This is a genomic window from Streptococcus sp. 2579, assembly GCF_013277195.1.
Lineage (GTDB): Bacteria > Bacillota > Bacilli > Lactobacillales > Streptococcaceae > Streptococcus.
Genome location: NZ_VMMM01000013.1, coordinates 21749 through 43180, shown reverse-complemented (window position 1 = coordinate 43180; position 21432 = coordinate 21749). Strand labels below are relative to the sequence as shown.

The window sequence follows — 21432 nt, the reverse complement described above, 5'->3', positions numbered from 1 at the left end:
TTAGAATAGAGAATAGAGAGTTTTGAGCAGATTTTTAGAAAAGTCAACATAAATATGATACAGTGGAATAGTAAAAGTTTGGAGAACGTTTCCAATTCTATGTAATCGTATTCTCCAAGTCTAAAAAAATTGAAGGAGAGTTATCACTATGACTCAAGGGAAAATTACTGCATCTGCAGCAATGCTTAACGTATTGAAAACATGGGGCGTAGACACAATCTACGGTATCCCATCAGGAACACTCAGCTCATTGATGGACGCTTTGGCTGAAGAAAAAGATATCCGCTTCTTGCAAGTTCGCCACGAAGAAACAGGTGCTCTTGCAGCGGTTATGCAAGCTAAATTCGGTGGCTCAATCGGGGTTGCAGTTGGTTCAGGTGGTCCAGGTGCGACTCACTTGATTAACGGTGTTTACGATGCAGCTATGGATAACACTCCATTCCTAGCGATCCTTGGATCACGTCCAGTTAACGAACTCAACATGGATGCTTTCCAAGAATTGAACCAAAACCCAATGTACAACGGTATCGCTGTATACAACAAACGTGTAGCTTACGCTGAGCAATTGCCAAAAGTAATCGACGAAGCTTGCCGTGCTGCAGTTTCTAAAAAAGGTCCAGCTGTTGTTGAAATCCCAGTAAACTTCGGTTTCCAAGAAATCGACGAAAACTCATACTACGGTTCAGGTTCATACGAACGTTCATTCATCGCTCCTGCTTTGAACGAAGTTGAAATCGACAAAGCTGTTGAAATCTTGAACAATGCTGAACGTCCAGTTATTTACGCTGGTTACGGTGGTGTGAAAGCTGGTGAAGTGATTACTGAATTGTCACGTAAAATCAAAGCACCAATCATCACAACTGGTAAAAACTTTGAAGCTTTCGAATGGAACTATGAAGGTTTGACAGGTTCTGCTTACCGTGTTGGTTGGAAGCCAGCCAACGAAGTGGTCTTTGAAGCAGACACAGTTCTTTTCCTTGGTTCAAACTTCCCATTTGCTGAAGTTTACGAAGCATTCAAGAACACTGAAAAATTCATCCAAGTCGATATCGACCCTTACAAACTTGGTAAACGTCACGCCCTTGACGCTTCAATCCTTGGTGACGCAGGTCAAGCAGCTAAAGCTATCCTTGACAAAGTAAACCCAGTTGAATCAACTCCATGGTGGCGTGCAAACGTTAAGAACAACCAAAACTGGCGTGATTACATGAACAAAATCGAAGGTAAAACTGAGGGTGAATTGCAATTGTATCAAGTTTACAATGCAATCAACAAACATGCTGATCAAGACGCTATCTATTCAATCGACGTAGGTGACACTACTCAAACATCTACTCGTCACCTTCACATGACACCTAAGAACATGTGGCGTACATCTCCACTCTTTGCGACAATGGGTATTGCCCTTCCTGGTGGTATCGCTGCTAAGAAAGACAATCCAGATCGCCAAGTATGGAACATCATGGGAGACGGTGCATTCAACATGTGCTACCCAGACGTTATCACAAACGTTCAATACGACCTTCCAGTTATCAACGTTGTCTTCTCAAATGGTAAATATGCCTTCATCAAGGACAAATACGAAGACACAAACAAACACTTGTTTGGTTGTGACTTCTCTAATGCTGACTATGCGAAAATCGCTGAAGCTCAAGGAGCTGTTGGATTTACAGTTGACCGTATCGAAGACATCGATGCAGTTGTTGCAGAAGCTGTTAAACTCAACAAAGAAGGTAAAACTGTTGTGATCGATGCTCGCATCACTCCACACCGTCCACTTCCAGTAGAAGTACTTGAGTTGGATCCAAAACAACATTCAGAAGAAGCAATCAAAGCCTTCAAGGAAAAATACGAAGCAGAAGAACTCGTACCATTCCGTCTCTTCTTGGAAGAAGAAGGGTTGCAATCACGCGCAATTAAATAATTCCTCTCGTCGAAATCAAAGATAAATTTATAGACTTCTTTATTAGCTTACTGCCGACGATTCCATCATTGAAACTATAAATTTCAATGATGTAATCTAGTGTGGAGCCTAGAAAAAGTCCCAAAGGATTTTTCGTAGTTTGATGAGCAAATATTTGCCATCAAACTTGGTGTCACCTTGTTTATTCTTTGATTTTCATAGAGCAGAACTTGAAAAGATCGGAGCAATCCGGTCTTTTTATGGAGGATAGTAAATGGATTTAAATCAATTAGATATTATTGTTTCAGATGTTCCCCAAGTCTGTGCTGACTTGGAGCATATCTTGGATAAAAAGGCAGATTATGCTGATGATGGTTTTGCTCAGTTTACGATTGGCAGTCACTGTCTGATGTTGTCCCAAAATCATTTGATTCCTTTGGAAGATTTTCAGTCAGGCATCATTCTTCACCTTGAGGTTGAGAATGTAGACCAGAATTACCAACGTTTAAAAGAGATCGGTGTCGAGATTTTAAACGGTATTTGTGAAACGGATTGGGGAACAGAGTCCTTATTAGTTAAAGGTCCAGCTGGTCTAGTGATTGATTTTTATCGTATGAAATAGGACGCTTAGTCATTTGACGTTAACCTTAACCATTCTTAAAACAGAAATTGAGAATATGAACTATTGAAAGATCGGAGCAATCCGGTCTTTTTATATAAAGAAATTGCATATAAATAGTTGACGGCGCTTTCTTAAAATCTTATAATAAAAATATAACAGCAGAAAATAAGATTGATATGGAAAGGAGAAATATTTTTTAAACAGCAGTTGTAAGTGGATTTTATTATTTCACTGGAACTTGGGATTGAAATATCTCCATGAATAGATAGTAGGAGGAAAGAGATGCAAAAAAAGGATATTTATCTAATCTGTGTGACCATGATTATCTGTTCAATTATTATAGGTTTGATTGTAGGAAATTTTATTTTGCACGGTCTTGAAGATATTGCTGACATCATTAACTACGGCTTGCTGATAATCAATCAAACTATCAATCAATCTATCTATTGATTGACAAGAGCTATTCATTTTTACATTTTATAGATCAAACAGATCGGAGCAATCCGGTCTTTTTCTTATCACAAGACTGTGATAGTTTACATTTTTATAACAAAAATCTTAAACTCTTGCTTGTTTTTGTATTAAATTATAAAATAGAAAGTATAAAAGAATAAAAGAGGTTTTGAAAATGTCTGAAAAACAAATGAAAGTGTTGGGCTGGGCAGCGACATTTATGTCTGTTATGATGTATGTGTCATATTTCCCACAAATCATGAATAATCTTGCCGGTCAAAAAGGCAACTTCATTCAACCCCTAGTCGCAGCTATCAACTGTAGTCTCTGGGTTTACTATGGTCTTTTCAAGAAGGAAAGAGATATTCCACTTGCAGCTGCTAATGCACCAGGTATCGTTTTTGGTTTAGTAACGGCTATCACAGCTTTGATTTAAAAAGAAGACTGCTTTCAGTCTTTTTCTTTTATGAAAATAGATGCTTCATTAAAGTAATTTTTGAATGAGAGTTGAGGGAACAAGTCCAGTTACAGCTAGCTTTACGAGAGTCTTTTATGTTCGTCTCTATCAAAGAAAAAAGTATATCGTTACTATTTTTATAAAATCTTCTCCCTACTTTATAAGATGTTAAAAAGAGTTCAAATGGAACTCTTTTTTTGCTATAATGAAGGAAGAAAAATCAGACAGGAGATCAAGATGTCAGAACCGTTATTTTTACAATCAGTTATGCAAGAAAAGATCTGGGGTGGAACCAAGCTACGTGATGAGTTTGGCTACGATATCCCAAGTGAAAAAATCGGAGAATACTGGGCTATCTCAGCCCATCCAAATGGTGTCTCTAAAGTTGCCAATGGTCGTTTCGAGGGAACAGACCTGGCTACTTTATATGCAGAGCACCGTGAATTGTTTGGCAACCGTCCAGAGCCTGTATTTCCACTTTTGACCAAAATTCTCGATGCCAATGACTGGCTCAGTGTTCAAGTTCATCCAGATAATGCTTATGGACTTGAGCATGAAGGCGAGCTTGGAAAAACAGAGTGCTGGTACATCATCGCTGCGGATGAAGGTTCAGAGATTATCTACGGGCATAATGCCAAGTCAAAAGAAGAACTCCGCCAGCAAATCGAAGATAAAAACTGGGATGCCTTGCTGACAAAAGTACCAGTTAAGGCTGGAGATTTCTTCTATGTGCCAAGTGGAACTATGCACGCTATCGGTGCAGGCATCTTGATTCTTGAAACCCAACAGTCTAGTGATACTACCTATCGCGTTTATGACTTTGACCGCAAGGATGATAATGGTAACTTGCGTGAACTTCACCTTGAAAAATCTATTGATGTATTAAACATTGGTGAGCCAGCAAATAGTCGTCCTGTAACTGTCAAAGCAGATGATTTGCGTTCCACTCTCCTTGTATCCAATGATTTCTTTGCAGTTTACAAGTGGGAAATTACTGGAAAAGTTGACTTCGAAAAGACAGCTGACTACAGCTTATTCAGTGTCTTGGCTGGTCAAGGTCAACTGACTGTTGACGGGAAAAATTATTCAATCCAAAAAGGCAGCCACTTTATCTTACCAAGTGATGTTGAAGCTTGGACTCTGGAAGGGCAAGGTTTGGAATTGATTGTTAGCCATCCATAAAAAAAGAAAGGGCCTGAGTTCACTACTCAAGTCCTTTTTGATTACATAAACTGGGCGATAAAGACCACGATGATGATGATAGGAATGATAAAACGAAGAAGGAAGAGCCAGACTTGGAAAAGTCCTTGTTTCCAGGCTGTTTCATCAAGATGCAGTTCCTCCATTGCAAGAGCCTTTTTAAAGATATAGCCTGTAAAAAGTGAAAGGCAGAGAGCTCCAAATGGCATGAGGAGATTGGAAACCAAGAAGTCCATAGCGTCAAAGAAGGTCTTCCCAAAGATGTGAACATCCGCCATGACACCGTAAGATAGGGCTGAAGGAATTCCAAAGACGAAGGTCAAGATTCCTAAAATGGCACTCCATTTGGCACGTTTGCTGTTGTCCTGATTGGTGATATTGCCCACATTGATTTCCAGCATAACAACGGAAGAAGTGACCGTCGCAAAGAGGAAGAGCAAGAGGAAGAGGATGTAGAAAATGGTTCCAAAAGGCATCTTGTCAAAGAGTTGAGGCAAGACGATAAAGAGCAAGCTCGGTCCCCCTTCAGACTGGATATTGAAGGCTGACATGGCTGGGAAAATGGCGAGACCTGCCATGATGGATACCGAGATATTCATGGCTACAATGGAAATCCCTGACTGGACTAGATTGGTTTTCTTATCCAAATAAGAAGCATAGGTCAGCATGGCTGTAACCCCTAGTGAGAGGGCAAAGAAAGATTGTCCCAGAGCATAGAGGAGACCAGCACTGGTTAGTTTTGAAAAGTCTGGTTTGAGGAAGTAGAGAACGCCTTCCATGGCATTTGGCAAACTGAGGGAACGACCGATGATGACGACAAAGATGATAAAGAGCAGAGGCATCATGACTTTCGAAGCTCTTTCAATCCCTTTTTGAACCCCACGTGATACAATAAAGATATTCAATAAGATAAAGGCAGCTTGAGCTCCTAAGGCAATGGCTGGATTGGAAATAATATCGGTAAAGAGCTGAGCATAGTCATTGGTAATGCCTAGGTGGAGAGCTTTACCGATAGCGATACCTAAATAAATGAAGACCCATCCTCCAATAACACTGTAGAAAGATAAGAGGATAAAGAGGGCAAAGGCACCAATCCAACCGATAAAGTTGTACTTGCTATTCTTGCCTAGTTTTCCAAAGGTTTTGATTGCTGAGACACCAGCGCTTCGGCCAAGGGCAAATTCAGCTAGTAAAAGAGGGAAACCGATTAGAATAGTGGAGATGAGAAAGACTAGTAAAAAGCCTCCTCCACCGTTAGCAGCAGTCATGTAGGGGAATTTCCAAACGGCTCCAAGTCCGATGGCTGAACCAGCAGATGCTAGGATAAAGCCCAGTTTAGAACCCCATTGCGATTTTTCAGACATAGTTAAACTCCTAAAATTAGTATTACAAAAGAAAAAGCTACTGCCCTTGGCAACTAGCCTCATCAGTACTCAAAATGAGCCTTTCTTTTGATTGATAGACTTGACTATCCTATCATGTTTTCTAAGGTCTGTCAAGAAAACCATTTTCATGTTATGATAAAGTAAAAAATTTCGCAAAAATGCTTGACTCTGACCTAGGGGGAGGGGTTATACTATCAATGTAATACTCTTCGAAAATCTCTTCAAACCACGTCAGCGTTCATCTGCAACCTCAAAACGGTGTTTTGAGCAACCTACGGCTAGCTTCCTAGTTTGCTCTTTGATTTTCATTGAGTATAAGGAGGAAATCATGTACCATATAAAAGAAGCTGCCCAGCTTTCGGGTGTCTCTGTCAAGACCCTGCACCACTACGATAAGATAGGACTTTTGGTTCCTTTAAAGTCGGAAAACGGCTATCGAACCTACAGTCAGGAGGATTTGGAACGCCTTCAGGTCATTCTTTACTATAAATATCTAGGTTTTTCTTTAGAAAAAATAGCAGAGCTATTAAAGGAAAAAAGGACAGATTTATTGCCTCATTTGACTAGGCAGTTGGACTATTTGACTCGAGAAAGGCAACATCTGGATAGCTTGATTTCCACCTTGCAAAAAACCATTCAAGAACAAAAAGGAGAAAGAGAAATGAGCATTCAAGAGAAATTTGCTGGATTTAACTACCAAGACCATCAAAAATACCACCAAGAGGCGGTAGAGAAATATGGACAAGAAGTCATGGATCAAGCGCTGGAGCGCCAGAAAGGTCACGAAGACGAGGCTACTACTGCCTTCAACCAAGTTTTTCAAGCCTTGGCACAAAATCTTCAAGCTGGTCTACCGATAACAGCGTCTGAAAACCAAGAAGAAGCAGGCAAACTCTTGCAAGCCATCCGTACTTATGGATTTGACTGCTCTATCGAGGTCTTTGGTTATATTGGAAAAGGCTATGTCTATAATCCAGAGTTTAAGGAAAACATTGACAAATTTGGCCCAGGAACAGCCCAGTACACATCAGATGTCATTGCTCACTATGTCCAAACTCAGACAAAATAAAATCGGAGGAGTGATCTTCCGATTTTTACTAAATTCAAGCACTACTTGCTTAATAATTTTTCTACTACATTTAGTTTTCGCATGGTCAAATCTACATTAAAAAGCTTTTCAAGATAGTTGGTATGGAGTTTCTTTTGTTTTGCAGTTCTAGGGAGATAGAGGTAAAGACAATGGTTACCGACACAAATTTCTTCTTCGCCGTAATCCATTTTTAATTTTTCTAAGGGGAGACTTTGAATAGCTTCTTGATAAAAAATCACGTGTATACGGTCATAAAGATAGTGTTCTCCAAAAGGGTTTTCTTGGACAATTTTTGTAAAATTACTTTTGTTCTTGATAACCATTTTTAAGTCGGCCCCAATTTTTTCTTTTATCAGAGTATGAACACGTTCTCGTATTTTTTCTAAATCTAAGTCACTTTCAAGAATGATATTCCCACTTTGAATATAGGTTCGAACTTGTTGAAAACCAGCTTCTGTCAAGATATCTACTAGATAAGACATTTTAGGGATAGCATTTTTTCCATTAGGAGTAACTCCCCTTAACAAGATAATATGTTCCAAAGGGCTTCCTTTCTTTTGGGGTAGATTGTTCCATTGAGTAATGTATATTTAGATTAGATTTGATCCCGCAACCCAGCCAGTACAGAGGGCAGAAGTGATGTTAAAGCCACCTGTGTGGGCGTTGATATCCATGACCTCGCCAGCAAAGTGGAGGCCAGGTACCAGCTTACTTTCCAGAGTTTTAGGGTTGATTTCCTTAAGACTGACGCCACCCTTGGTAACAAAGGACTTGGCGAGGGACATTTTACCAGTCACAGGGATTTTGAGGGACTTGATAGACTGGAGCAGTTTTTCACGTTCCTTTTCAGTCAGTTGTTTGACTTTGTCAGGATAGCCTTGTACAAAAAATTCTGCCAAGCGTTCTGGTAACAAGGTTTTTAAAGCATTTTTCAAGGATTTTTCCCGATTTTCTTCGAGAAATGCAGCCAAGTCCTTCTCAGAAAGTTGAGGCAAAACGTCCAGTGAGAGAACCTCCCCACCCTTGACAAAACTAGACAAACGTAGGGCAGCAGGGCCAGACAAACCAAAGTGGGTAAAGAGGAGGTCATGAGTGATGACATGTTTGCCATAGCTTAGGGTCACATCATCCAATGAAATTCCCTGCAAGGCCTTGTGTGGAAAATCTGTTAATAAAGGACTTTCAGCGGCTTCAAGTTCGGTAATGGTATGCTTAAAATGACGGGCAATCTCGTGACCAAAACCAGTAGAACCAGTCGAAGGATAAGATTTACCACCAGTTGTGACAATGAGTTTCTCACAAGTGAAGGTTTGGTCAGCTGATTTAAGGACAAACTGGTCATCTATCTTTTTAACCGAAACAATTTCTGTTTGAGTAGCAACTTGACCACCGAGCTCAGTGATTTTCTTTTCCAAGGCTTCGATAATGGTACGAGACTTGTCACTAGTAGGAAAGACGCGGCCGTGGTCTTCGACCTTAAGTTTAACCCCATTTTCTGTAAAAAAGTTAATGATGTCATGATTATCAAACTGGGAGAAGACACTGTATAAAAAGCGTCCATTTCCAGGAATTCCAGCTAGCAGGTCGTCCAAACTACCATTGTTGGTTACATTGCAACGACCACCACCAGTACCAGCTAATTTTTTTCCGAGTTTCCGATTTTTTTCGATGAGGAGGGTTTTCTGTCCATAAAAGCTACTGGAAATCGTAGCCATCATACCAGCAGGTCCTCCACCGATGACAATAGTATCAAAATGTTTCATAGCTCTATTGTACCACAAAAAAACAAGAGATGATGGTCACCTCTTGTCAAGAATGCAATTAATCAATTTCATATCCCATCAGCAAACCACCATCTTCTGCATAGAAACTGCAGAGACCAGATGTCGGGAGAATTTTAATATCCGCCTGTGGGAAGGTTTCGCGAATTCGCTCTGAGAGCTGTTGACAACATTTCTCGTTATTACGTTGGGCCATGACGATACGGCCACCAGTATATCCTGCTTTTACTAACTCTTCATAGGCTGCCTGAATCGCTTTCTTTGCTCCTCTTGCTTTTTGTAGCAATTCAAGGGTTCCAGTTTCACTAGCTTCCCCGACCATACGGATATTGAGAAGGCCAACGACTGTACCGATAAGCTTGCTCAAACGGCCGTTCTTCACCAAGTTGTCGACTTTAGCTAGGACAAAGAGCAACTTGGTTTTTTCTTGATAGGCAGTGATAGCTTCAACCACTTCTTCAAAATATAAGCCCTGGTCAATCAAGTCATTTAACTTTTCTACGAGCAAGTCAACTTCCCCGCCAGCAGACAAACTATCAATTACATGAATCTTAGTGTCAGGATGGTCTTCCAGATAAATATTCTTGGCTAGTTGAGCACTATTGTGACTGCCAGAAAGAGTACCAGTGATGGTTACTAGGAAAATGTTTTTGGCTCCTTCAAATGCTCGCAAATAATCATCTGGGCTTGGACAAGCTGATTTTGAAGCTTCTGCAGTTGCATACATGGTTTCCATCATTTGGTCAATATCAAGACTGGCATCATCAACAAAGACCTGATCAGCTACTTGAATGGTTAAGGGAACACTTACAAAGGTCGTGTCAATAGCTGGTGTCTCCAGCTGACGATAATCACAACCAGAGTCAGCAATAATCTTCCAAGTCATAGAAATTCTCCATCTTTGTCAGTTATACATTGACAAAGGTTCTGTCTTTTTTTACAATTATATCATGAAAGCCCTTGAAACAAAAGCCTCATCCGTCTGTTGTGACAAGTAGAAAGAAAATGTTATGTCTGAACGTAGAATCTCTGAAAAGTCTCTTGAAAATCTCAGAAAATCAAACCAAGAATCCAATTTATTAACTAGAGAAGCCATCGAAACAGCCCTTTTGCAACTCTTGGAAAAAAAGGACTTGACCAAGATTAGTATTTCTGAATTGGTCAAACGTGCAGGCGTTTCGCGTGCAGCCTTTTATCGCAATTATGATTCCAAAGAGGAGATTTTAGAAAGCGTCTTTAAACGAACTGTCCACAATATTATGAAACAGCTGCATCATTACGATTTAAAGACAGACCTTTATCTGGTCTGGATTCACCTTTTCCGTGAGGCAAGAAAGGAAGCCAGAGTGATTCAACTTGCCTTAGATTACCATCTGGAAAAAATCTTTGTCCAAGCCATGCAGGAATTTTTAGAAAAATACCATGGAAAATCAAAAGGTGTCAGCTCTTATCTTCATTCCTTTTGGAGCTCGGCCATCGTCTCTGTCCTTCTAAAATGGATTAAAGATGGCATGAAAGTACCTGCTGAAAAGATTGCGGATTTACGGTTACCATTTTTTAAAAAATAGAGAAAAAGGAGAAAAGAGATGACTGAAAAAAGACTAGCCTGGGATGAGTATTTTGCAGCCCAAGCCCTACTAATTGCCAATCGTTCCACTTGTAAACGCGCTAAAGTGGGTGCAATTTTGGTTAAGGATAATAAAGTTATTTCCACTGGTTACAATGGTTCGGTGTCAGGGACTGAGCATTGTATTGATCACGAATGTTTGGTCATTGAAGGCCACTGTGTTCGCACCCTTCACGCTGAGGTTAATGCCATTCTCCAAGGGGCTGAGCGTGGTGTTCCTAAAGGTTTTACAGCCTATGTAACCCATTTTCCTTGTCTAAACTGTACAAAACAATTGCTGCAGGTCGGTTGCAAGCGCGTGGTTTATATTAACCAGTACCGAATGGACGACTATGCCCAATACCTCTATCAAGAAAAGGGAACAGAATTGACTCATTTACCACTTGAGACCGTACAGACAGCTCTTAAAGAGGCAGATCTAATGTAAAAATTATCAAAAATAAATGGTTTAGAAAGATTTTTAAACCGTTTTTTGGTATAATAAGAAGAATAAATTGAAAGAAGGAATTCCAAAAATGGGAAAAATTGAAGTTATTAATCATCCACTGATTCAACACAAATTGTCAATCTTGCGTCGTACAGATACTTCTACAAAAGCTTTTCGTGAGCTAGTAGATGAGATTGCAATGTTGATGGGGTATGAAGTACTTCGTGATCTTCCACTAGAAGATGTGGAAATCGAAACACCAATTACAAAAACAGTTCAAAAACAATTGGCAGGTAAGAAATTGGCTATCGTTCCAATCTTGCGTGCAGGTATCGGGATGGTTGATGGACTCTTGAGCTTGGTTCCAGCTGCTAAGGTTGGTCACATCGGTATGTACCGTGATGAGGAAACGCTTCAACCAGTTGAGTATTTGGTGAAATTGCCTGAAGATATTGACCAACGTCAAATTTTTGTAGTAGACCCAATGTTGGCAACAGGTGGATCAGCAATCTTGGCTGTTGACTCCCTTAAAAAACGTGGGGCATCAAATATCAAATTTGTCTGCCTTGTATCTGCTCCAGAAGGTGTAAAAGCCCTTCAAGAAGCTCATCCGGATGTAGAAATCTTTACAGCAGCCTTGGATGAACGCTTGAACGAACACGGTTATATCGTTCCAGGTCTTGGAGATGCTGGAGACCGCTTGTTCGGTACGAAATAAGATCAAAAAGAAAATTGACTTGGAAAAGAAGTTCCAGTCACGAAAGGGGGTTGGATTTTTGTTTCTGTCTAATGAAAACAGAGCAAAAATTTGACCTTTTTTGACCAAGATATTATAATAGTCTTATCTTCAGTCATTTGACCAACAAAAATAAAACTCAAAAGGAGAAATAAATGATTCCTGTAGTTATTGAACAAACAAGCCGTGGAGAACGTTCCTACGATATTTACTCACGTCTTTTAAAAGACCGCATCATTATGCTGACAGGTCCAGTTGAAGACAATATGGCTAACTCAGTTATTGCCCAATTGCTTTTCTTGGATGCTCAAGATAGTACAAAAGATATTTACCTTTATGTCAACACACCTGGTGGTTCTGTTTCAGCTGGCTTGGCAATCGTTGATACCATGAACTTTATCAAGGCAGATGTCCAAACCATCGTTATGGGAATGGCTGCATCTATGGGGACGGTCATTGCATCAAGTGGAGCAAAAGGCAAGCGTTTCATGCTTCCAAATGCAGAGTATATGATTCACCAACCAATGGGCGGTACAGGTGGAGGTACTCAACAAACTGATATGGCGATCGCTGCAGAACACTTGCTTAAAACTCGTCATACCTTGGAAAAAATCTTGGCTGAAAATTCAGGTCAGTCAATCGAAAAAGTTCATGCAGATGCAGAACGTGATAACTGGATGAGTGCCCAAGAAACACTTGAATATGGCTTTATTGATGAAATTATGGCCAACAATTCATTGAACTAATGTTGATAGAAGGCAAACTCGACTGGGTTTGCTTTTTTTGGTATAATAGGGAGAGATTTCTTAGAAAGAGGATTTATCATGTTTGAAAAAGTTAATCGATCTGGCTTGATTATCTATCTTTACTATAATCGTGATGCCAAAAAACTGCAGGATTATGGAGATATTACCTATCATTCCAAGAAACATCGTTACTTACAACTTTATGTTCCAACTCAAGAAGTGGAGCAATTGGTCGGGCGCTTGAGCAAGGAAAAATTTATAAAAAAAGTCAGAGTTTGTCATATCCAAGAGCTGGAAACACCCTTTGTGGGCAATCTTTACCGAGAAGAAAACGTTATCAGATAAAAAATTAAAGAAAAGTGTTGACAATTTTCTGATAATTCGGTATATTCTTAACAGACTATTTAAGAAATAAGGAGACAAAAAAAGATGAAGAAAAAATTTGCCCTATCGTTTGTGGCGCTTGCAAGTGTAGCACTTCTTGCAGCCTGTGGAGAAGTGAAGTCTGGAGCAGTCAACACTGCTGGTAACTCAGTAGAGGAAAAGACAATCAAAATCGGATTTAACTTCGAAGAAACTGGTGCCGTAGCAGCCTACGGAACATCTGAACAAAAAGGTGCCCAACTTGCTGTTGATGAAATCAATGCCGCAGGTGGTATCGATGGAAAACAAATCGAAGTAGTCGATAAAGATAACAAGTCTGAAACAGCTGAGGCGGCTTCAGTAACAACTAACCTTGTAACTCAATCTAAAGTATCAGCAATCGTAGGACCTGCGACATCTGGTGCGACTGCAGCTGCGGTAGCGAACGCTACAAAAGCAGGTGTTCCATTGATCTCACCAAGTGCGACGCAAGATGGATTGACTAAAGGTCAAGATTACCTCTTTATCGGAACTTTCCAAGATAGCTTCCAAGGAAAAATTATCTCAAACTATGTTTCTGAAAAATTAAATGCTAAGAAAGTTGTTCTTTACACTGACAATGCCAGTGACTATGCTAAAGGTATTGCTAAATCTTTCCGCGAGTCATACAAGGGTGAAATCGTTGCAGATGAAACTTTCGTAGCAGGTGACACAGACTTCCAAGCAGCCCTTACAAAAATGAAAGGGAAAGACTTTGATGCTATCATCGTCCCAGGTTACTACACTGAAGCTGGTAAAATTGTAAACCAAGCGCGTGGTATGGGAATTGACAAACCAATCGTTGGTGGTGATGGATTCAACGGTGAGGAGTTTGTACAACAAGCAACTGCTGAAAAAGCATCAAACATCTACTTTATCTCAGGCTTCTCAACTACTGTAGAAGTTTCAGCTAAAGCAAAAGCCTTCCTTGACGCATACCGTGCTAAGTACAACGAAGAGCCTTCAACATTTGCAGCCTTGGCTTATGACTCAGTTCACCTTGTAGCAAACGCAGCAAAAGGTGCTAAAAACTCTGGTGAAATCAAGGATAATCTTGCTAAAACAAAAGATTTTGAAGGTGTAACTGGTCAAACAAGCTTCGATGCAGATCACAACACAGTCAAAACTGCTTACATGATGACCATGAACAATGGTAAGGTTGAAGCAGCAGAAGTTGTAAAACCATAATAGAAAAATGTTGAAATAGGGATTGAGCCTCGGACTCACTCCCTGTTTCGATGTTTAAGAACCTATCAAAAAGTGAGGGGCAACCCTCAAAATTATAAATAGAAAGAGTGAATCTTATGCTCCAACAACTAGTAAATGGTTTGATTCTAGGTAGTGTTTATGCGCTGTTAGCCCTAGGATATACCATGGTTTACGGAATTATCAAGCTCATCAACTTCGCCCACGGTGATATTTATATGATGGGAGCCTTTATCGGTTATTTCTTGATTAATTCTTTCCAAATGAATTTCTTTGTAGCGCTTATTGTAGCTATGCTAGCGACAGCTATCCTTGGTGTCGTGATTGAGTTTCTCGCTTACCGACCTTTGCGTCACTCTACTCGTATTGCTGTTTTGATTACAGCTATTGGGGTTTCTTTCCTATTGGAATATGGGATGGTCTATCTGGTTGGTGCCAATACTCGTGCCTTCCCCCAAGCGATTCAAACAGTTCGCTATGATTTGGGAGCAGTTAGCCTAACAAACGTGCAGTTAATGATCTTGGCCATTTCCTTGATTTTGATGATTTTGTTACAGGTCATTGTCCAAAAGACTAAGATGGGGAAAGCCATGCGTGCTGTATCTGTAGATAGCGATGCGGCGCAATTGATGGGGATCAATGTAAACCGTACGATCAGCTTTACCTTCGCTTTGGGTTCAGCTCTTGCGGGTGCGGCTGGTGTTCTGATTGCCCTTTATTATAACTCTCTTGAGCCTTTGATGGGGGTTACTCCAGGTCTTAAGTCTTTCGTTGCCGCAGTACTTGGTGGTATCGGAATCATTCCTGGTGCGGCGCTTGGTGGTTTTGTGATTGGTCTATTGGAAACCTTTGCGACAGCCTTTGGGATGTCAGACTTCCGTGATGCCATTGTTTATGGAATCTTGTTGTTGATCTTGATTGTCCGCCCAGCTGGTATCCTTGGTAAAAATGTGAAAGAGAAGGTGTAAACGATGAAAGAAAATTTAAAAGTTAATATTCTATGGTTACTCCTTTTGTTAGCTGGCTATGGCTTGATTAGTGTACTGGTTTCAGTCGGAGTACTCAATCTATTCTATGTACAGATTTTACAACAAATCGGAATTAATATTATTCTGGCTGTTGGTCTCAACTTAATCGTTGGTTTTTCAGGTCAATTTTCACTTGGTCATGCTGGTTTCATGGCGATTGGTGCCTATGCAGCAGCTATTATTGGTGCTAAATCACCAACCTACGGTGCCTTCTTTGGAGCTATGCTTGTAGGGGCTTTACTTTCTGGGGCAGTTGCCTTGCTTGTCGGAATTCCAACCTTACGCTTGAAGGGGGACTATCTTGCGGTAGCGACTCTTGGTGTTTCTGAAATTATCCGTATCTTTATCATCAATGGTGGAAGCCTTACAAATGGTGCAGCAGGTATCTTGGGAATTCCAAACTTTACAACTTGGCAAATGGTTTACTTCTTTGTCGTGATTACAACCATTGCAACCTTGAACTTTTTGCGTAGTCCAATTGGTCGTTCAACCCTCTCTGTTCGTGAGGATGAAATCGCTGCTGAGTCAGTTGGGGTTAATACGACTAAAATTAAAATCATCGCCTTTGTCTTTGGTGCTATTACTGCAAGTATTGCAGGGTCACTTCAGGCAGGATTTATTGGATCTGTTGTACCGAAAGATTACACTTTCATCAACTCAATCAACGTTTTGATCATTGTTGTCTTTGGTGGACTTGGTTCCATTACAGGTGCCATTGTTTCAGCTATTGTTCTGGGAATTTTGAATATGCTTCTCCAAGATGTTGCTAGCGTGCGTATGATTATCTACGCTTTGGCCTTGGTATTGGTAATGATTTTCAGACCAGGTGGACTTCTTGGAACATGGGAATTGAGCCTATCACGTTTCTTTAAAAAATCTAAAAAGGAGGAACAAAACTAATGGCATTACTTGAAGTAAAACAGTTAACCAAACATTTTGGCGGTTTAACAGCTGTTGGAGATGTGACTCTTGAATTGAACGAAGGGGAACTGGTTGGACTAATCGGTCCAAATGGAGCTGGGAAAACCACCCTTTTCAACCTCTTGACGGGTGTTTATGAACCAAGCGAGGGAACAGTAACCCTAGATGGTCACCTTTTGAATGGGAAATCACCTTATAAGATTGCCTCTTTGGGACTTGGACGTACTTTCCAAAATATCCGTCTCTTTAAAGATTTAACAGTTTTAGATAATGTTTTGATTGCCTTTGGCAACCATCACAAACAACATGTTTTTGCTAGTTTCTTACGCTTACCAGCTTTTTACAAGAGTGAAAAAGAATTAAAGGCTAAAGCCTTGGAATTGCTTAAAATCTTTGATTTAGATGGTGATGCAGAAACTCTCGCTAAAAACCTTGCCTACGGACAACAACGTCGTTTGGAAATTGTTCGTGCCCTCGCTACGGAACCTAAAATTCTCTTCTTAGATGAACCAGCAGCAGGTATGAATCCACAGGAAACAGCGGAATTGACTGAGTTAATTCGTCGCATCAAAGATGAATTTAAGATTACAATCATGCTGATTGAACACGATATGAATCTGGTCATGGAAGTAACAGAACGTATCTACGTACTTGAATATGGCCGTTTGATTGCACAAGGAACTCCTGACGAAATTAAGACCAATAAACGCGTTATCGAAGCTTATCTAGGAGGTGAAGCCTAATGTCTATGTTAAAAGTTGATAATCTTTCTGTGCATTACGGCATGATCCAAGCAGTCCGTGATGTAAGCTTTGAAGTGAATGAAGGAGAGGTTGTTTCCCTTATCGGTGCCAATGGTGCTGGTAAAACAACCATTCTCCGTACCTTGTCTGGTTTGGTTCGACCAAGTTCAGGAAGGATTGAATTTTTAGGTCAAGAAATCCAAAAAATGCCAGCTCAAAAAATCGTGGCAGGTGGTCTTTCACAAGTACCAGAAGGACGCCACGTCTTTCCTGGCTTGACTGTTATGGAAAATCTTGAAATGGGAGCTTTCTTAAAGAAAAACCGTGAAGAAAATCAAGCTAACTTGAAGAAGGTTTTCTCACGTTTCCCACGTCTTGAAGAACGCAAGAACCAGGACGCAGCCACTCTTTCAGGAGGAGAACAACAAATGCTTGCCATGGGACGCGCTCTTATGTCAACGCCAAAACTTCTTCTTTTAGATGAACCATCAATGGGACTTGCCCCAATCTTTATCCAAGAGATTTTTGATATCATTCAAGATATCCAGAAACAAGGAACAACTGTCCTCTTGATTGAACAAAATGCCAATAAAGCACTCGCAATCTCTGACCGAGGATATGTATTGGAAACAGGAAAAATTGTCCTATCAGGAACAGGAAAAGAACTCGCCTCATCAGAAGAAGTCAGAAAAGCATATCTGGGTGGCTAAAAAGGTCTGGGGGACCTTTTTAGTCGGTGGATGAAGATTGCGAAGCAATTATCTTATCCAGTGGATTGTTTTAGTCGGCATATTTAGATTGCAAACAAATCTGCATCTACTTTGAAAGATGAATTTCTAATAATTGAAAAAATGGAATGAAACGTTTCTTACCTTCATTCACAGAGCTCGCTTTCAGAGCTCTTTTTGCTAGCTTATTCATACTTTTCTGAATTTTGAAAAAGAAATGTAAGCGTTTGATAGATTTACAAAAAGATTGTATAATAGGGATAAGAATAGAAAAGGAGAAGTCTCATGGCAGTTAAAGATTTTATGACCCGCAAGGTAGTGTATATTAGTCCAGATACAACAGTATCTCATGCAGCAGATTTGATGAGAGAGCAAGGGTTGCACCGCTTGCCTGTTATCGAAAATGATCAATTGGTTGGTTTGGTAACTGAGGGAACCATTGCGCAAGCTAGTCCATCAAAAGCAACCAGTCTTTCTATCTATGAGATGAATTATCTTCTAAATAAGACAAAAGTAAAAGATGTCATGATTCGCGATGTTGTCACTGTTTCAGGCTATGCGAGTCTAGAGGATGCAACTTATTTGATGTTGAAAAACAAGATTGGTATTCTTCCTGTCGTAGATAATCATCAAGTATACGGAGTTATTACGGACCGTGACGTTTTCCAAGCCTTTCTTGAAATTGCTGGTTATGGTGAAGAAGGAATTCGTGTGCGCTTTGTTACAGAAGATGAAGTCGGTGTCCTTGGTAAGATTGTTTCTCTAATCGTTGAAGAAAATTTGAATATCTCCCATACAGTCAATATTCCGCGTAAGGATGGTAAGGTCATTATCGAAGTGCAAATCGATGGATCAATTGATTTACCAGCCTTGAAAGAAAAATTTGAAGCAAATGGTATTCAAGTGGAAGAAATCACTCGCACTTCAGCAAAAGTCTTGTAAGAAGGGAAGCCCAAAGGCTTCTTTTTTCATAGGTTCTTTTTTCATAAAAAAGGGATTATAGCAAAAGATGGAAAGAAATGATAAAATATGCTATAATGAAATGATGTAAAAAAGGAGTATTTATGGACATTTCAGTAATCCGTCAGAAAATTGACGCAAATCGTGAAAAATTAGCTTCTTTCAGGGGGTCTCTTTGACCTAGAAGGTCTAGAGGAAGAGATTGCCATCTTGGAAAATAAGATGACAGAACCTGATTTTTGGAACGATAATATCGCGGCCCAAAAAACGTCGCAAGAATTAAATGAATTAAAAAACACCTACAACACCTTCCACAAAATGGAAGAATTGCAGGATGAAGTCGAAATTTTATTAGACTTTTTAGCAGAAGACGAGTCGGTTCAAGAAGAACTGGTAGAGCAGTTAGCCGAACTTGATAAGATGATGACCAGCTATGAGATGACGCTTCTCTTGTCGGAACCTTATGACCACAACAATGCCATCTTGGAAATCCATCCAGGTTCTGGTGGTACAGAGGCTCAGGACTGGGGTGATATGTTGCTGCGTATGTATACTCGCTATGGCAATGCCAAAGGCTTTAAAGTGGAAGTATTGGATTACCAAGCAGGGGATGAAGCTGGTATCAAGTCAGTGACCTTATCATTTGAAGGGCCTAATGCCTATGGTCTTCTCAAGTCAGAAATGGGAGTTCACCGTTTGGTGCGAATTTCGCCGTTTGACTCTGCTAAACGTCGCCATACCTCTTTCACATCTGTAGAAGTGATGCCTGAGTTGGACGATACCATTGAAGTGGAAATCAGGGAAGATGACATCAAGATGGATACCTTCCGTTCAGGTGGTGCCGGTGGACAAAACGTCAACAAGGTTTCAACAGGTGTACGTTTAACCCACATTCCAACTGGAATTGTTGTCCAATCAACAGTGGATCGGACCCAGTATGGAAATAGAGATCGAGCTATGAAGATGTTGCAGGCTAAGCTCTATCAAATGGAGCAAGAGAAGAAAGCTGCGGAGGTAGATTCCCTCAAGGGTGAGAAAAAAGAAATCACATGGGGAAGCCAAATCCGTTCTTATGTCTTCACACCTTATACTATGGTAAAAGATCACCGAACTAGCTTTGAGGTTGCTCAGGTAGATAAGGTTATGGATGGGGACCTAGATGGTTTTATCGATGCCTATCTCAAGTGGCGAATTAGCTAATATAGAAAGGAAGTCACATGTCAATCATTGAAATGAGAGATGTCGTCAAAAAATACGACAACGGAACGACTGCTCTACGCGGTGTTTCGGTCAGTGTTCAACCAGGGGAATTTGCTTACATTGTAGGACCTTCAGGAGCAGGGAAGTCAACCTTCATTCGTTCTCTATATCGTGAAGTAAAAATCGATAAAGGAAGCCTATCAGTTGCTGGTTTTAATCTGGTTAAGATTAAAAAGAAAGATGTTCCACTTCTACGTCGTAGTGTTGGGGTTGTCTTCCAGGATTATAAACTCTTGCCAAAGAAAACGGTCTATGAAAATATTGCTTACGCTATGGAAGTAATCGGGGAAAATCGCCGTAATATCAAAAAACGTGTGATGGAAGTTTTAGACTTGGTTGGCTTGAAGCACAAGGTTCGTTCTTTCCCCAATGAGCTCTCAGGTGGAGAGCAACAGCGGATTGCGATTGCACGTGCCATTGTAAATAATCCCAAAGTATTGATAGCCGATGAACCAACAGGAAACTTGGATCCTGATAATTCATGGGAAATTATGAATCTCTTGGAACGGATTAACCTACAAGGGACAACTATTTTGATGGCGACTCATAATAGCCAGATTGTAAATACCTTGCGCCACCGTGTCATTGCCATTGAAAATGGCCGTGTCGTTCGTGACGAATCAAAAGGAGAGTATGGATACGATGATTAGTAGATTTTTTCGCCATTTATTTGAAGCCTTAAAAAGTTTGAAACGAAATGGTTGGATGACAGTAGCTGCTGTCAGTTCAGTCATGATTACTTTGACCTTGGTGGCAATATTTGCTTCTGTTATTTTCAATACAGCGAAACTAGCTACAGATATTGAAAATAATGTCCGTGTAGTAGTTTATATCCGAAAGGATGTGGAAGATAACAGTCAGACAATTGAAAAAGAAGGTCAAACTGTTACAAATAATGACTACCACAAGGTATATGATTCTTTGAAGAACATGTCTACTGTTAAGAGTGTTACCTTTTCAAGTAAAGAAGAACAATATGAAAAGTTAACCGAGACAATGGGAGATAACTGGAAAATCTTTGAAGGAGATGCCAATCCTCTCTATGATGCCTATATTGTAGAGGCAAATACTCCAAATGATGTAAAAACTATAGCCGAAGGTGCTAAAAAAATTGAAGGTGTCTCTGAGGTTCAAGATGGCGGTGCCAATACAGAAAGACTCTTCAAGTTAGCCTCATTTATCCGTGTTTGGGGACTAGGGATTGCAGCTTTGTTAATTTTTGTCGCAGTTTTCTTGATTTCAAATACCATTCGTATTACCATTATTTCCCGCAGTCGCGAAATTCAAATCATGCGCTTGGTCGGAGCTAAAAACAGTTATATCCGTGGACCGTTCTTGTTAGAAGGAGCCTTTATCGGTTTATTGGGAGCTATCGCACCATCTGTTTTAGTCTTTATTGTTTATCAAATGGTTTACCAATCTGTCAATAAATCGTTGGTAGGACAAAATCTATCCATGATTAGTCCAGATTTATTTAGTCCGTTGATGATTGCCCTACTATTTGTGATTGGAATTTTTATTGGTTCACTGGGGTCAGGAATTTCCATGCGCCGATTCTTGAAGATTTAGGTAAAATAATTACTTTTATGAGGAGATTGCAAAATCTCCTTTTTTGCTACAAAAATTTTAGAAAAGGGACTTCTAATACTCAATGAAAATCAAAGAGCAAACTAGGTAGCTCGCCACAGGATGCTCAAAATACTGTTTTGAGGTTGTAGAAAGTCAGTCACATATATACGGTAAGACGACGCTGACGT

At 40.1% G+C, this 21432-nt stretch carries 24 protein-coding genes; 20 read left to right on the top strand and 4 right to left on the bottom strand.

From position 1 onward, the window contains the following. Positions 1-148 precede the first annotated feature (148 nt). The 5 genes from spxB (at position 149) to manA (ending at position 4617) form a co-directional block, all read left to right on the top strand. On the top strand, positions 149-1924 hold the full coding sequence (spxB, locus tag HT725_RS07265; protein WP_173217675.1) for a pyruvate oxidase: 1776 nt from the start codon (positions 149-151) through the stop codon (positions 1922-1924). A gap of 253 nt (positions 1925-2177) precedes the next feature. Further along, a complete protein-coding gene (locus HT725_RS07260; RefSeq protein ID WP_173217673.1) occupies positions 2178-2525 on the top strand; it encodes a VOC family protein in 348 nt (115 codons plus the stop codon). A 282-nt stretch (positions 2526-2807) separates the two neighbouring features. After that, positions 2808-2975 carry a hypothetical protein gene (locus tag HT725_RS07255; protein WP_173217671.1) on the top strand — a complete coding sequence of 56 codons (168 nt, stop codon included), beginning with the start codon at positions 2808-2810 and terminating at the stop codon, positions 2973-2975. A gap of 178 nt (positions 2976-3153) precedes the next feature. After that, on the top strand, positions 3154-3414 hold the full coding sequence (locus HT725_RS07250) for a SemiSWEET family transporter (RefSeq protein ID WP_004261618.1): 261 nt from the start codon (positions 3154-3156) through the stop codon (positions 3412-3414). Positions 3415-3672: 258 nt separating this feature from the next. Next, positions 3673-4617: a mannose-6-phosphate isomerase, class I gene (gene manA / locus HT725_RS07245; protein WP_173217669.1), complete on the top strand. Its 945-nt coding sequence runs from the start codon at positions 3673-3675 to the stop codon at positions 4615-4617. 41 nt (positions 4618-4658) lie between these two features. Here manA and HT725_RS07240 read toward each other — a convergent pair whose 3' ends face one another. Next, complete coding sequence (locus tag HT725_RS07240; RefSeq protein ID WP_173253330.1) at positions 4659-5999, bottom strand: sodium-dependent transporter; 1341 nt, start codon at positions 5997-5999, stop codon at positions 4659-4661. 349 nt (positions 6000-6348) lie between these two features. Here HT725_RS07240 and HT725_RS07235 point away from each other — a divergent pair, with 349 nt between their 5' ends. Then, complete coding sequence (locus tag HT725_RS07235) at positions 6349-7089, top strand: MerR family transcriptional regulator (protein ID WP_173253329.1); 741 nt, start codon at positions 6349-6351, stop codon at positions 7087-7089. A 41-nt stretch (positions 7090-7130) separates the two neighbouring features. Here HT725_RS07235 and HT725_RS07230 read toward each other — a convergent pair whose 3' ends face one another. The 3 genes from HT725_RS07230 to HT725_RS07220 are packed head-to-tail and all read right to left on the bottom strand — an operon-like array spanning position 7131 to position 9777. Further along, complete coding sequence (locus HT725_RS07230; protein WP_173253328.1) at positions 7131-7652, bottom strand: DUF1697 domain-containing protein; 522 nt, start codon at positions 7650-7652, stop codon at positions 7131-7133. Between the two features lie 48 nt (positions 7653-7700). Next, positions 7701-8873 carry an NAD(P)/FAD-dependent oxidoreductase gene (locus HT725_RS07225; protein ID WP_173253327.1) on the bottom strand — a complete coding sequence of 391 codons (1173 nt, stop codon included), beginning with the start codon at positions 8871-8873 and terminating at the stop codon, positions 7701-7703. 58 nt (positions 8874-8931) lie between these two features. Continuing rightward, the gene (locus HT725_RS07220) at positions 8932-9777 is read right to left on the bottom strand and encodes a DegV family protein (RefSeq protein WP_173217664.1); all 846 of its coding nucleotides are present in this window, start codon (positions 9775-9777) and stop codon (positions 8932-8934) included. A gap of 124 nt (positions 9778-9901) precedes the next feature. Between HT725_RS07220 and HT725_RS07215 the strand changes: the two genes are divergently transcribed. The 14 genes from HT725_RS07215 to ftsX all read left to right on the top strand — a co-directional run bounded on the left by HT725_RS07215 (position 9902) and on the right by ftsX (position 21244). After that, entirely contained in the window at positions 9902-10459 is a 558-nt protein-coding gene (locus tag HT725_RS07215) for a TetR/AcrR family transcriptional regulator (RefSeq protein WP_173217662.1), read from the top strand. Between the two features lie 18 nt (positions 10460-10477). Beyond that, a complete protein-coding gene (locus tag HT725_RS07210; protein WP_000136976.1) occupies positions 10478-10945 on the top strand; it encodes a cytidine/deoxycytidylate deaminase family protein in 468 nt (155 codons plus the stop codon). 88 nt (positions 10946-11033) lie between these two features. After that, positions 11034-11663 carry a uracil phosphoribosyltransferase gene (gene upp / locus HT725_RS07205; RefSeq protein ID WP_000515974.1) on the top strand — a complete coding sequence of 210 codons (630 nt, stop codon included), beginning with the start codon at positions 11034-11036 and terminating at the stop codon, positions 11661-11663. Positions 11664-11836: 173 nt separating this feature from the next. Next, entirely contained in the window at positions 11837-12427 is a 591-nt protein-coding gene (clpP, locus tag HT725_RS07200; RefSeq protein WP_050242379.1) for an ATP-dependent Clp protease proteolytic subunit ClpP, read from the top strand. A gap of 78 nt (positions 12428-12505) precedes the next feature. Beyond that, positions 12506-12772, top strand: a complete 267-nt coding sequence (locus HT725_RS07195) for a YlbG family protein (RefSeq protein ID WP_050223575.1) — start codon at positions 12506-12508, stop codon at positions 12770-12772. Positions 12773-12856: 84 nt separating this feature from the next. Then, positions 12857-14017: an ABC transporter substrate-binding protein gene (locus tag HT725_RS07190; RefSeq protein ID WP_138700164.1), complete on the top strand. Its 1161-nt coding sequence runs from the start codon at positions 12857-12859 to the stop codon at positions 14015-14017. A 116-nt stretch (positions 14018-14133) separates the two neighbouring features. Beyond that, complete coding sequence (locus tag HT725_RS07185; protein WP_023933553.1) at positions 14134-15003, top strand: branched-chain amino acid ABC transporter permease; 870 nt, start codon at positions 14134-14136, stop codon at positions 15001-15003. 3 nt (positions 15004-15006) lie between these two features. Next, positions 15007-15963 carry a branched-chain amino acid ABC transporter permease gene (locus tag HT725_RS07180; RefSeq protein ID WP_173253326.1) on the top strand — a complete coding sequence of 319 codons (957 nt, stop codon included), beginning with the start codon at positions 15007-15009 and terminating at the stop codon, positions 15961-15963. Continuing rightward, positions 15963-16727 carry an ABC transporter ATP-binding protein gene (locus tag HT725_RS07175; protein ID WP_001185997.1) on the top strand — a complete coding sequence of 255 codons (765 nt, stop codon included), beginning with the start codon at positions 15963-15965 and terminating at the stop codon, positions 16725-16727. Before HT725_RS07180 ends, HT725_RS07175 begins: the two co-directional genes overlap by 1 nt. Beyond that, the gene (locus HT725_RS07170; protein ID WP_173233721.1) at positions 16727-17437 is read left to right on the top strand and encodes an ABC transporter ATP-binding protein; all 711 of its coding nucleotides are present in this window, start codon (positions 16727-16729) and stop codon (positions 17435-17437) included. Before HT725_RS07175 ends, HT725_RS07170 begins: the two co-directional genes overlap by 1 nt. Positions 17438-17740: 303 nt before the next feature. After that, the gene (locus HT725_RS07165; protein WP_000268665.1) at positions 17741-18397 is read left to right on the top strand and encodes a CBS domain-containing protein; all 657 of its coding nucleotides are present in this window, start codon (positions 17741-17743) and stop codon (positions 18395-18397) included. A 122-nt stretch (positions 18398-18519) separates the two neighbouring features. Next, positions 18520-19615 (top strand): peptide chain release factor 2 gene (prfB, locus tag HT725_RS07160; RefSeq protein WP_100127798.1). Its coding sequence is split into 2 segments (ribosomal slippage): positions 18520-18591 and positions 18593-19615, totalling 1095 coding nucleotides; the frame shifts between segments, so codons are not numbered across the junction. 17 nt (positions 19616-19632) lie between these two features. Continuing rightward, positions 19633-20325, top strand: a complete 693-nt coding sequence (gene ftsE / locus HT725_RS07155) for a cell division ATP-binding protein FtsE (protein ID WP_000022265.1) — start codon at positions 19633-19635, stop codon at positions 20323-20325. After that, positions 20318-21244 (top strand): permease-like cell division protein FtsX, encoded by a 927-nt coding sequence (gene ftsX, locus HT725_RS07150; protein ID WP_172931928.1) that lies wholly within the window; start codon positions 20318-20320, stop codon positions 21242-21244. The genes ftsE and ftsX overlap by 8 nt, the downstream gene beginning before the upstream one ends. The last annotated feature ends 188 nt before the right edge of the window (positions 21245-21432 follow it).

What these genes read in the sequence shown, in the direction of transcription:
- HT725_RS07175 (WP_001185997.1), top strand. Translation starts at nt 15,963, where the DNA reads ATGGCATTACTTGAAGTAAAACAGTTAACCAAACATTTTGGCGGTTTA.
- spxB (WP_173217675.1), top strand. Translation starts at nt 149, where the DNA reads ATGACTCAAGGGAAAATTACTGCATCTGCAGCAATGCTTAACGTATTG.
- HT725_RS07215 (WP_173217662.1), top strand. Translation starts at nt 9,902, where the DNA reads ATGTCTGAACGTAGAATCTCTGAAAAGTCTCTTGAAAATCTCAGAAAA.
- manA (WP_173217669.1), top strand. Translation starts at nt 3,673, where the DNA reads ATGTCAGAACCGTTATTTTTACAATCAGTTATGCAAGAAAAGATCTGG.
- HT725_RS07220 (WP_173217664.1), bottom strand. Translation starts at nt 9,777, where the DNA reads ATGACTTGGAAGATTATTGCTGACTCTGGTTGTGATTATCGTCAGCTG.
- HT725_RS07260 (WP_173217673.1), top strand. Translation starts at nt 2,178, where the DNA reads ATGGATTTAAATCAATTAGATATTATTGTTTCAGATGTTCCCCAAGTC.
- HT725_RS07190 (WP_138700164.1), top strand. Translation starts at nt 12,857, where the DNA reads ATGAAGAAAAAATTTGCCCTATCGTTTGTGGCGCTTGCAAGTGTAGCA.
- HT725_RS07180 (WP_173253326.1), top strand. Translation starts at nt 15,007, where the DNA reads ATGAAAGAAAATTTAAAAGTTAATATTCTATGGTTACTCCTTTTGTTA.
- HT725_RS07185 (WP_023933553.1), top strand. Translation starts at nt 14,134, where the DNA reads ATGCTCCAACAACTAGTAAATGGTTTGATTCTAGGTAGTGTTTATGCG.
- HT725_RS07240 (WP_173253330.1), bottom strand. Translation starts at nt 5,999, where the DNA reads ATGTCTGAAAAATCGCAATGGGGTTCTAAACTGGGCTTTATCCTAGCA.
- upp (WP_000515974.1), top strand. Translation starts at nt 11,034, where the DNA reads ATGGGAAAAATTGAAGTTATTAATCATCCACTGATTCAACACAAATTG.
- ftsE (WP_000022265.1), top strand. Translation starts at nt 19,633, where the DNA reads ATGTCAATCATTGAAATGAGAGATGTCGTCAAAAAATACGACAACGGA.
- HT725_RS07225 (WP_173253327.1), bottom strand. Translation starts at nt 8,873, where the DNA reads ATGAAACATTTTGATACTATTGTCATCGGTGGAGGACCTGCTGGTATG.
- HT725_RS07250 (WP_004261618.1), top strand. Translation starts at nt 3,154, where the DNA reads ATGTCTGAAAAACAAATGAAAGTGTTGGGCTGGGCAGCGACATTTATG.
- HT725_RS07255 (WP_173217671.1), top strand. Translation starts at nt 2,808, where the DNA reads ATGCAAAAAAAGGATATTTATCTAATCTGTGTGACCATGATTATCTGT.
- HT725_RS07165 (WP_000268665.1), top strand. Translation starts at nt 17,741, where the DNA reads ATGGCAGTTAAAGATTTTATGACCCGCAAGGTAGTGTATATTAGTCCA.
- clpP (WP_050242379.1), top strand. Translation starts at nt 11,837, where the DNA reads ATGATTCCTGTAGTTATTGAACAAACAAGCCGTGGAGAACGTTCCTAC.
- HT725_RS07195 (WP_050223575.1), top strand. Translation starts at nt 12,506, where the DNA reads ATGTTTGAAAAAGTTAATCGATCTGGCTTGATTATCTATCTTTACTAT.
- HT725_RS07170 (WP_173233721.1), top strand. Translation starts at nt 16,727, where the DNA reads ATGTCTATGTTAAAAGTTGATAATCTTTCTGTGCATTACGGCATGATC.
- HT725_RS07235 (WP_173253329.1), top strand. Translation starts at nt 6,349, where the DNA reads ATGTACCATATAAAAGAAGCTGCCCAGCTTTCGGGTGTCTCTGTCAAG.
- HT725_RS07210 (WP_000136976.1), top strand. Translation starts at nt 10,478, where the DNA reads ATGACTGAAAAAAGACTAGCCTGGGATGAGTATTTTGCAGCCCAAGCC.
- ftsX (WP_172931928.1), top strand. Translation starts at nt 20,318, where the DNA reads ATGATTAGTAGATTTTTTCGCCATTTATTTGAAGCCTTAAAAAGTTTG.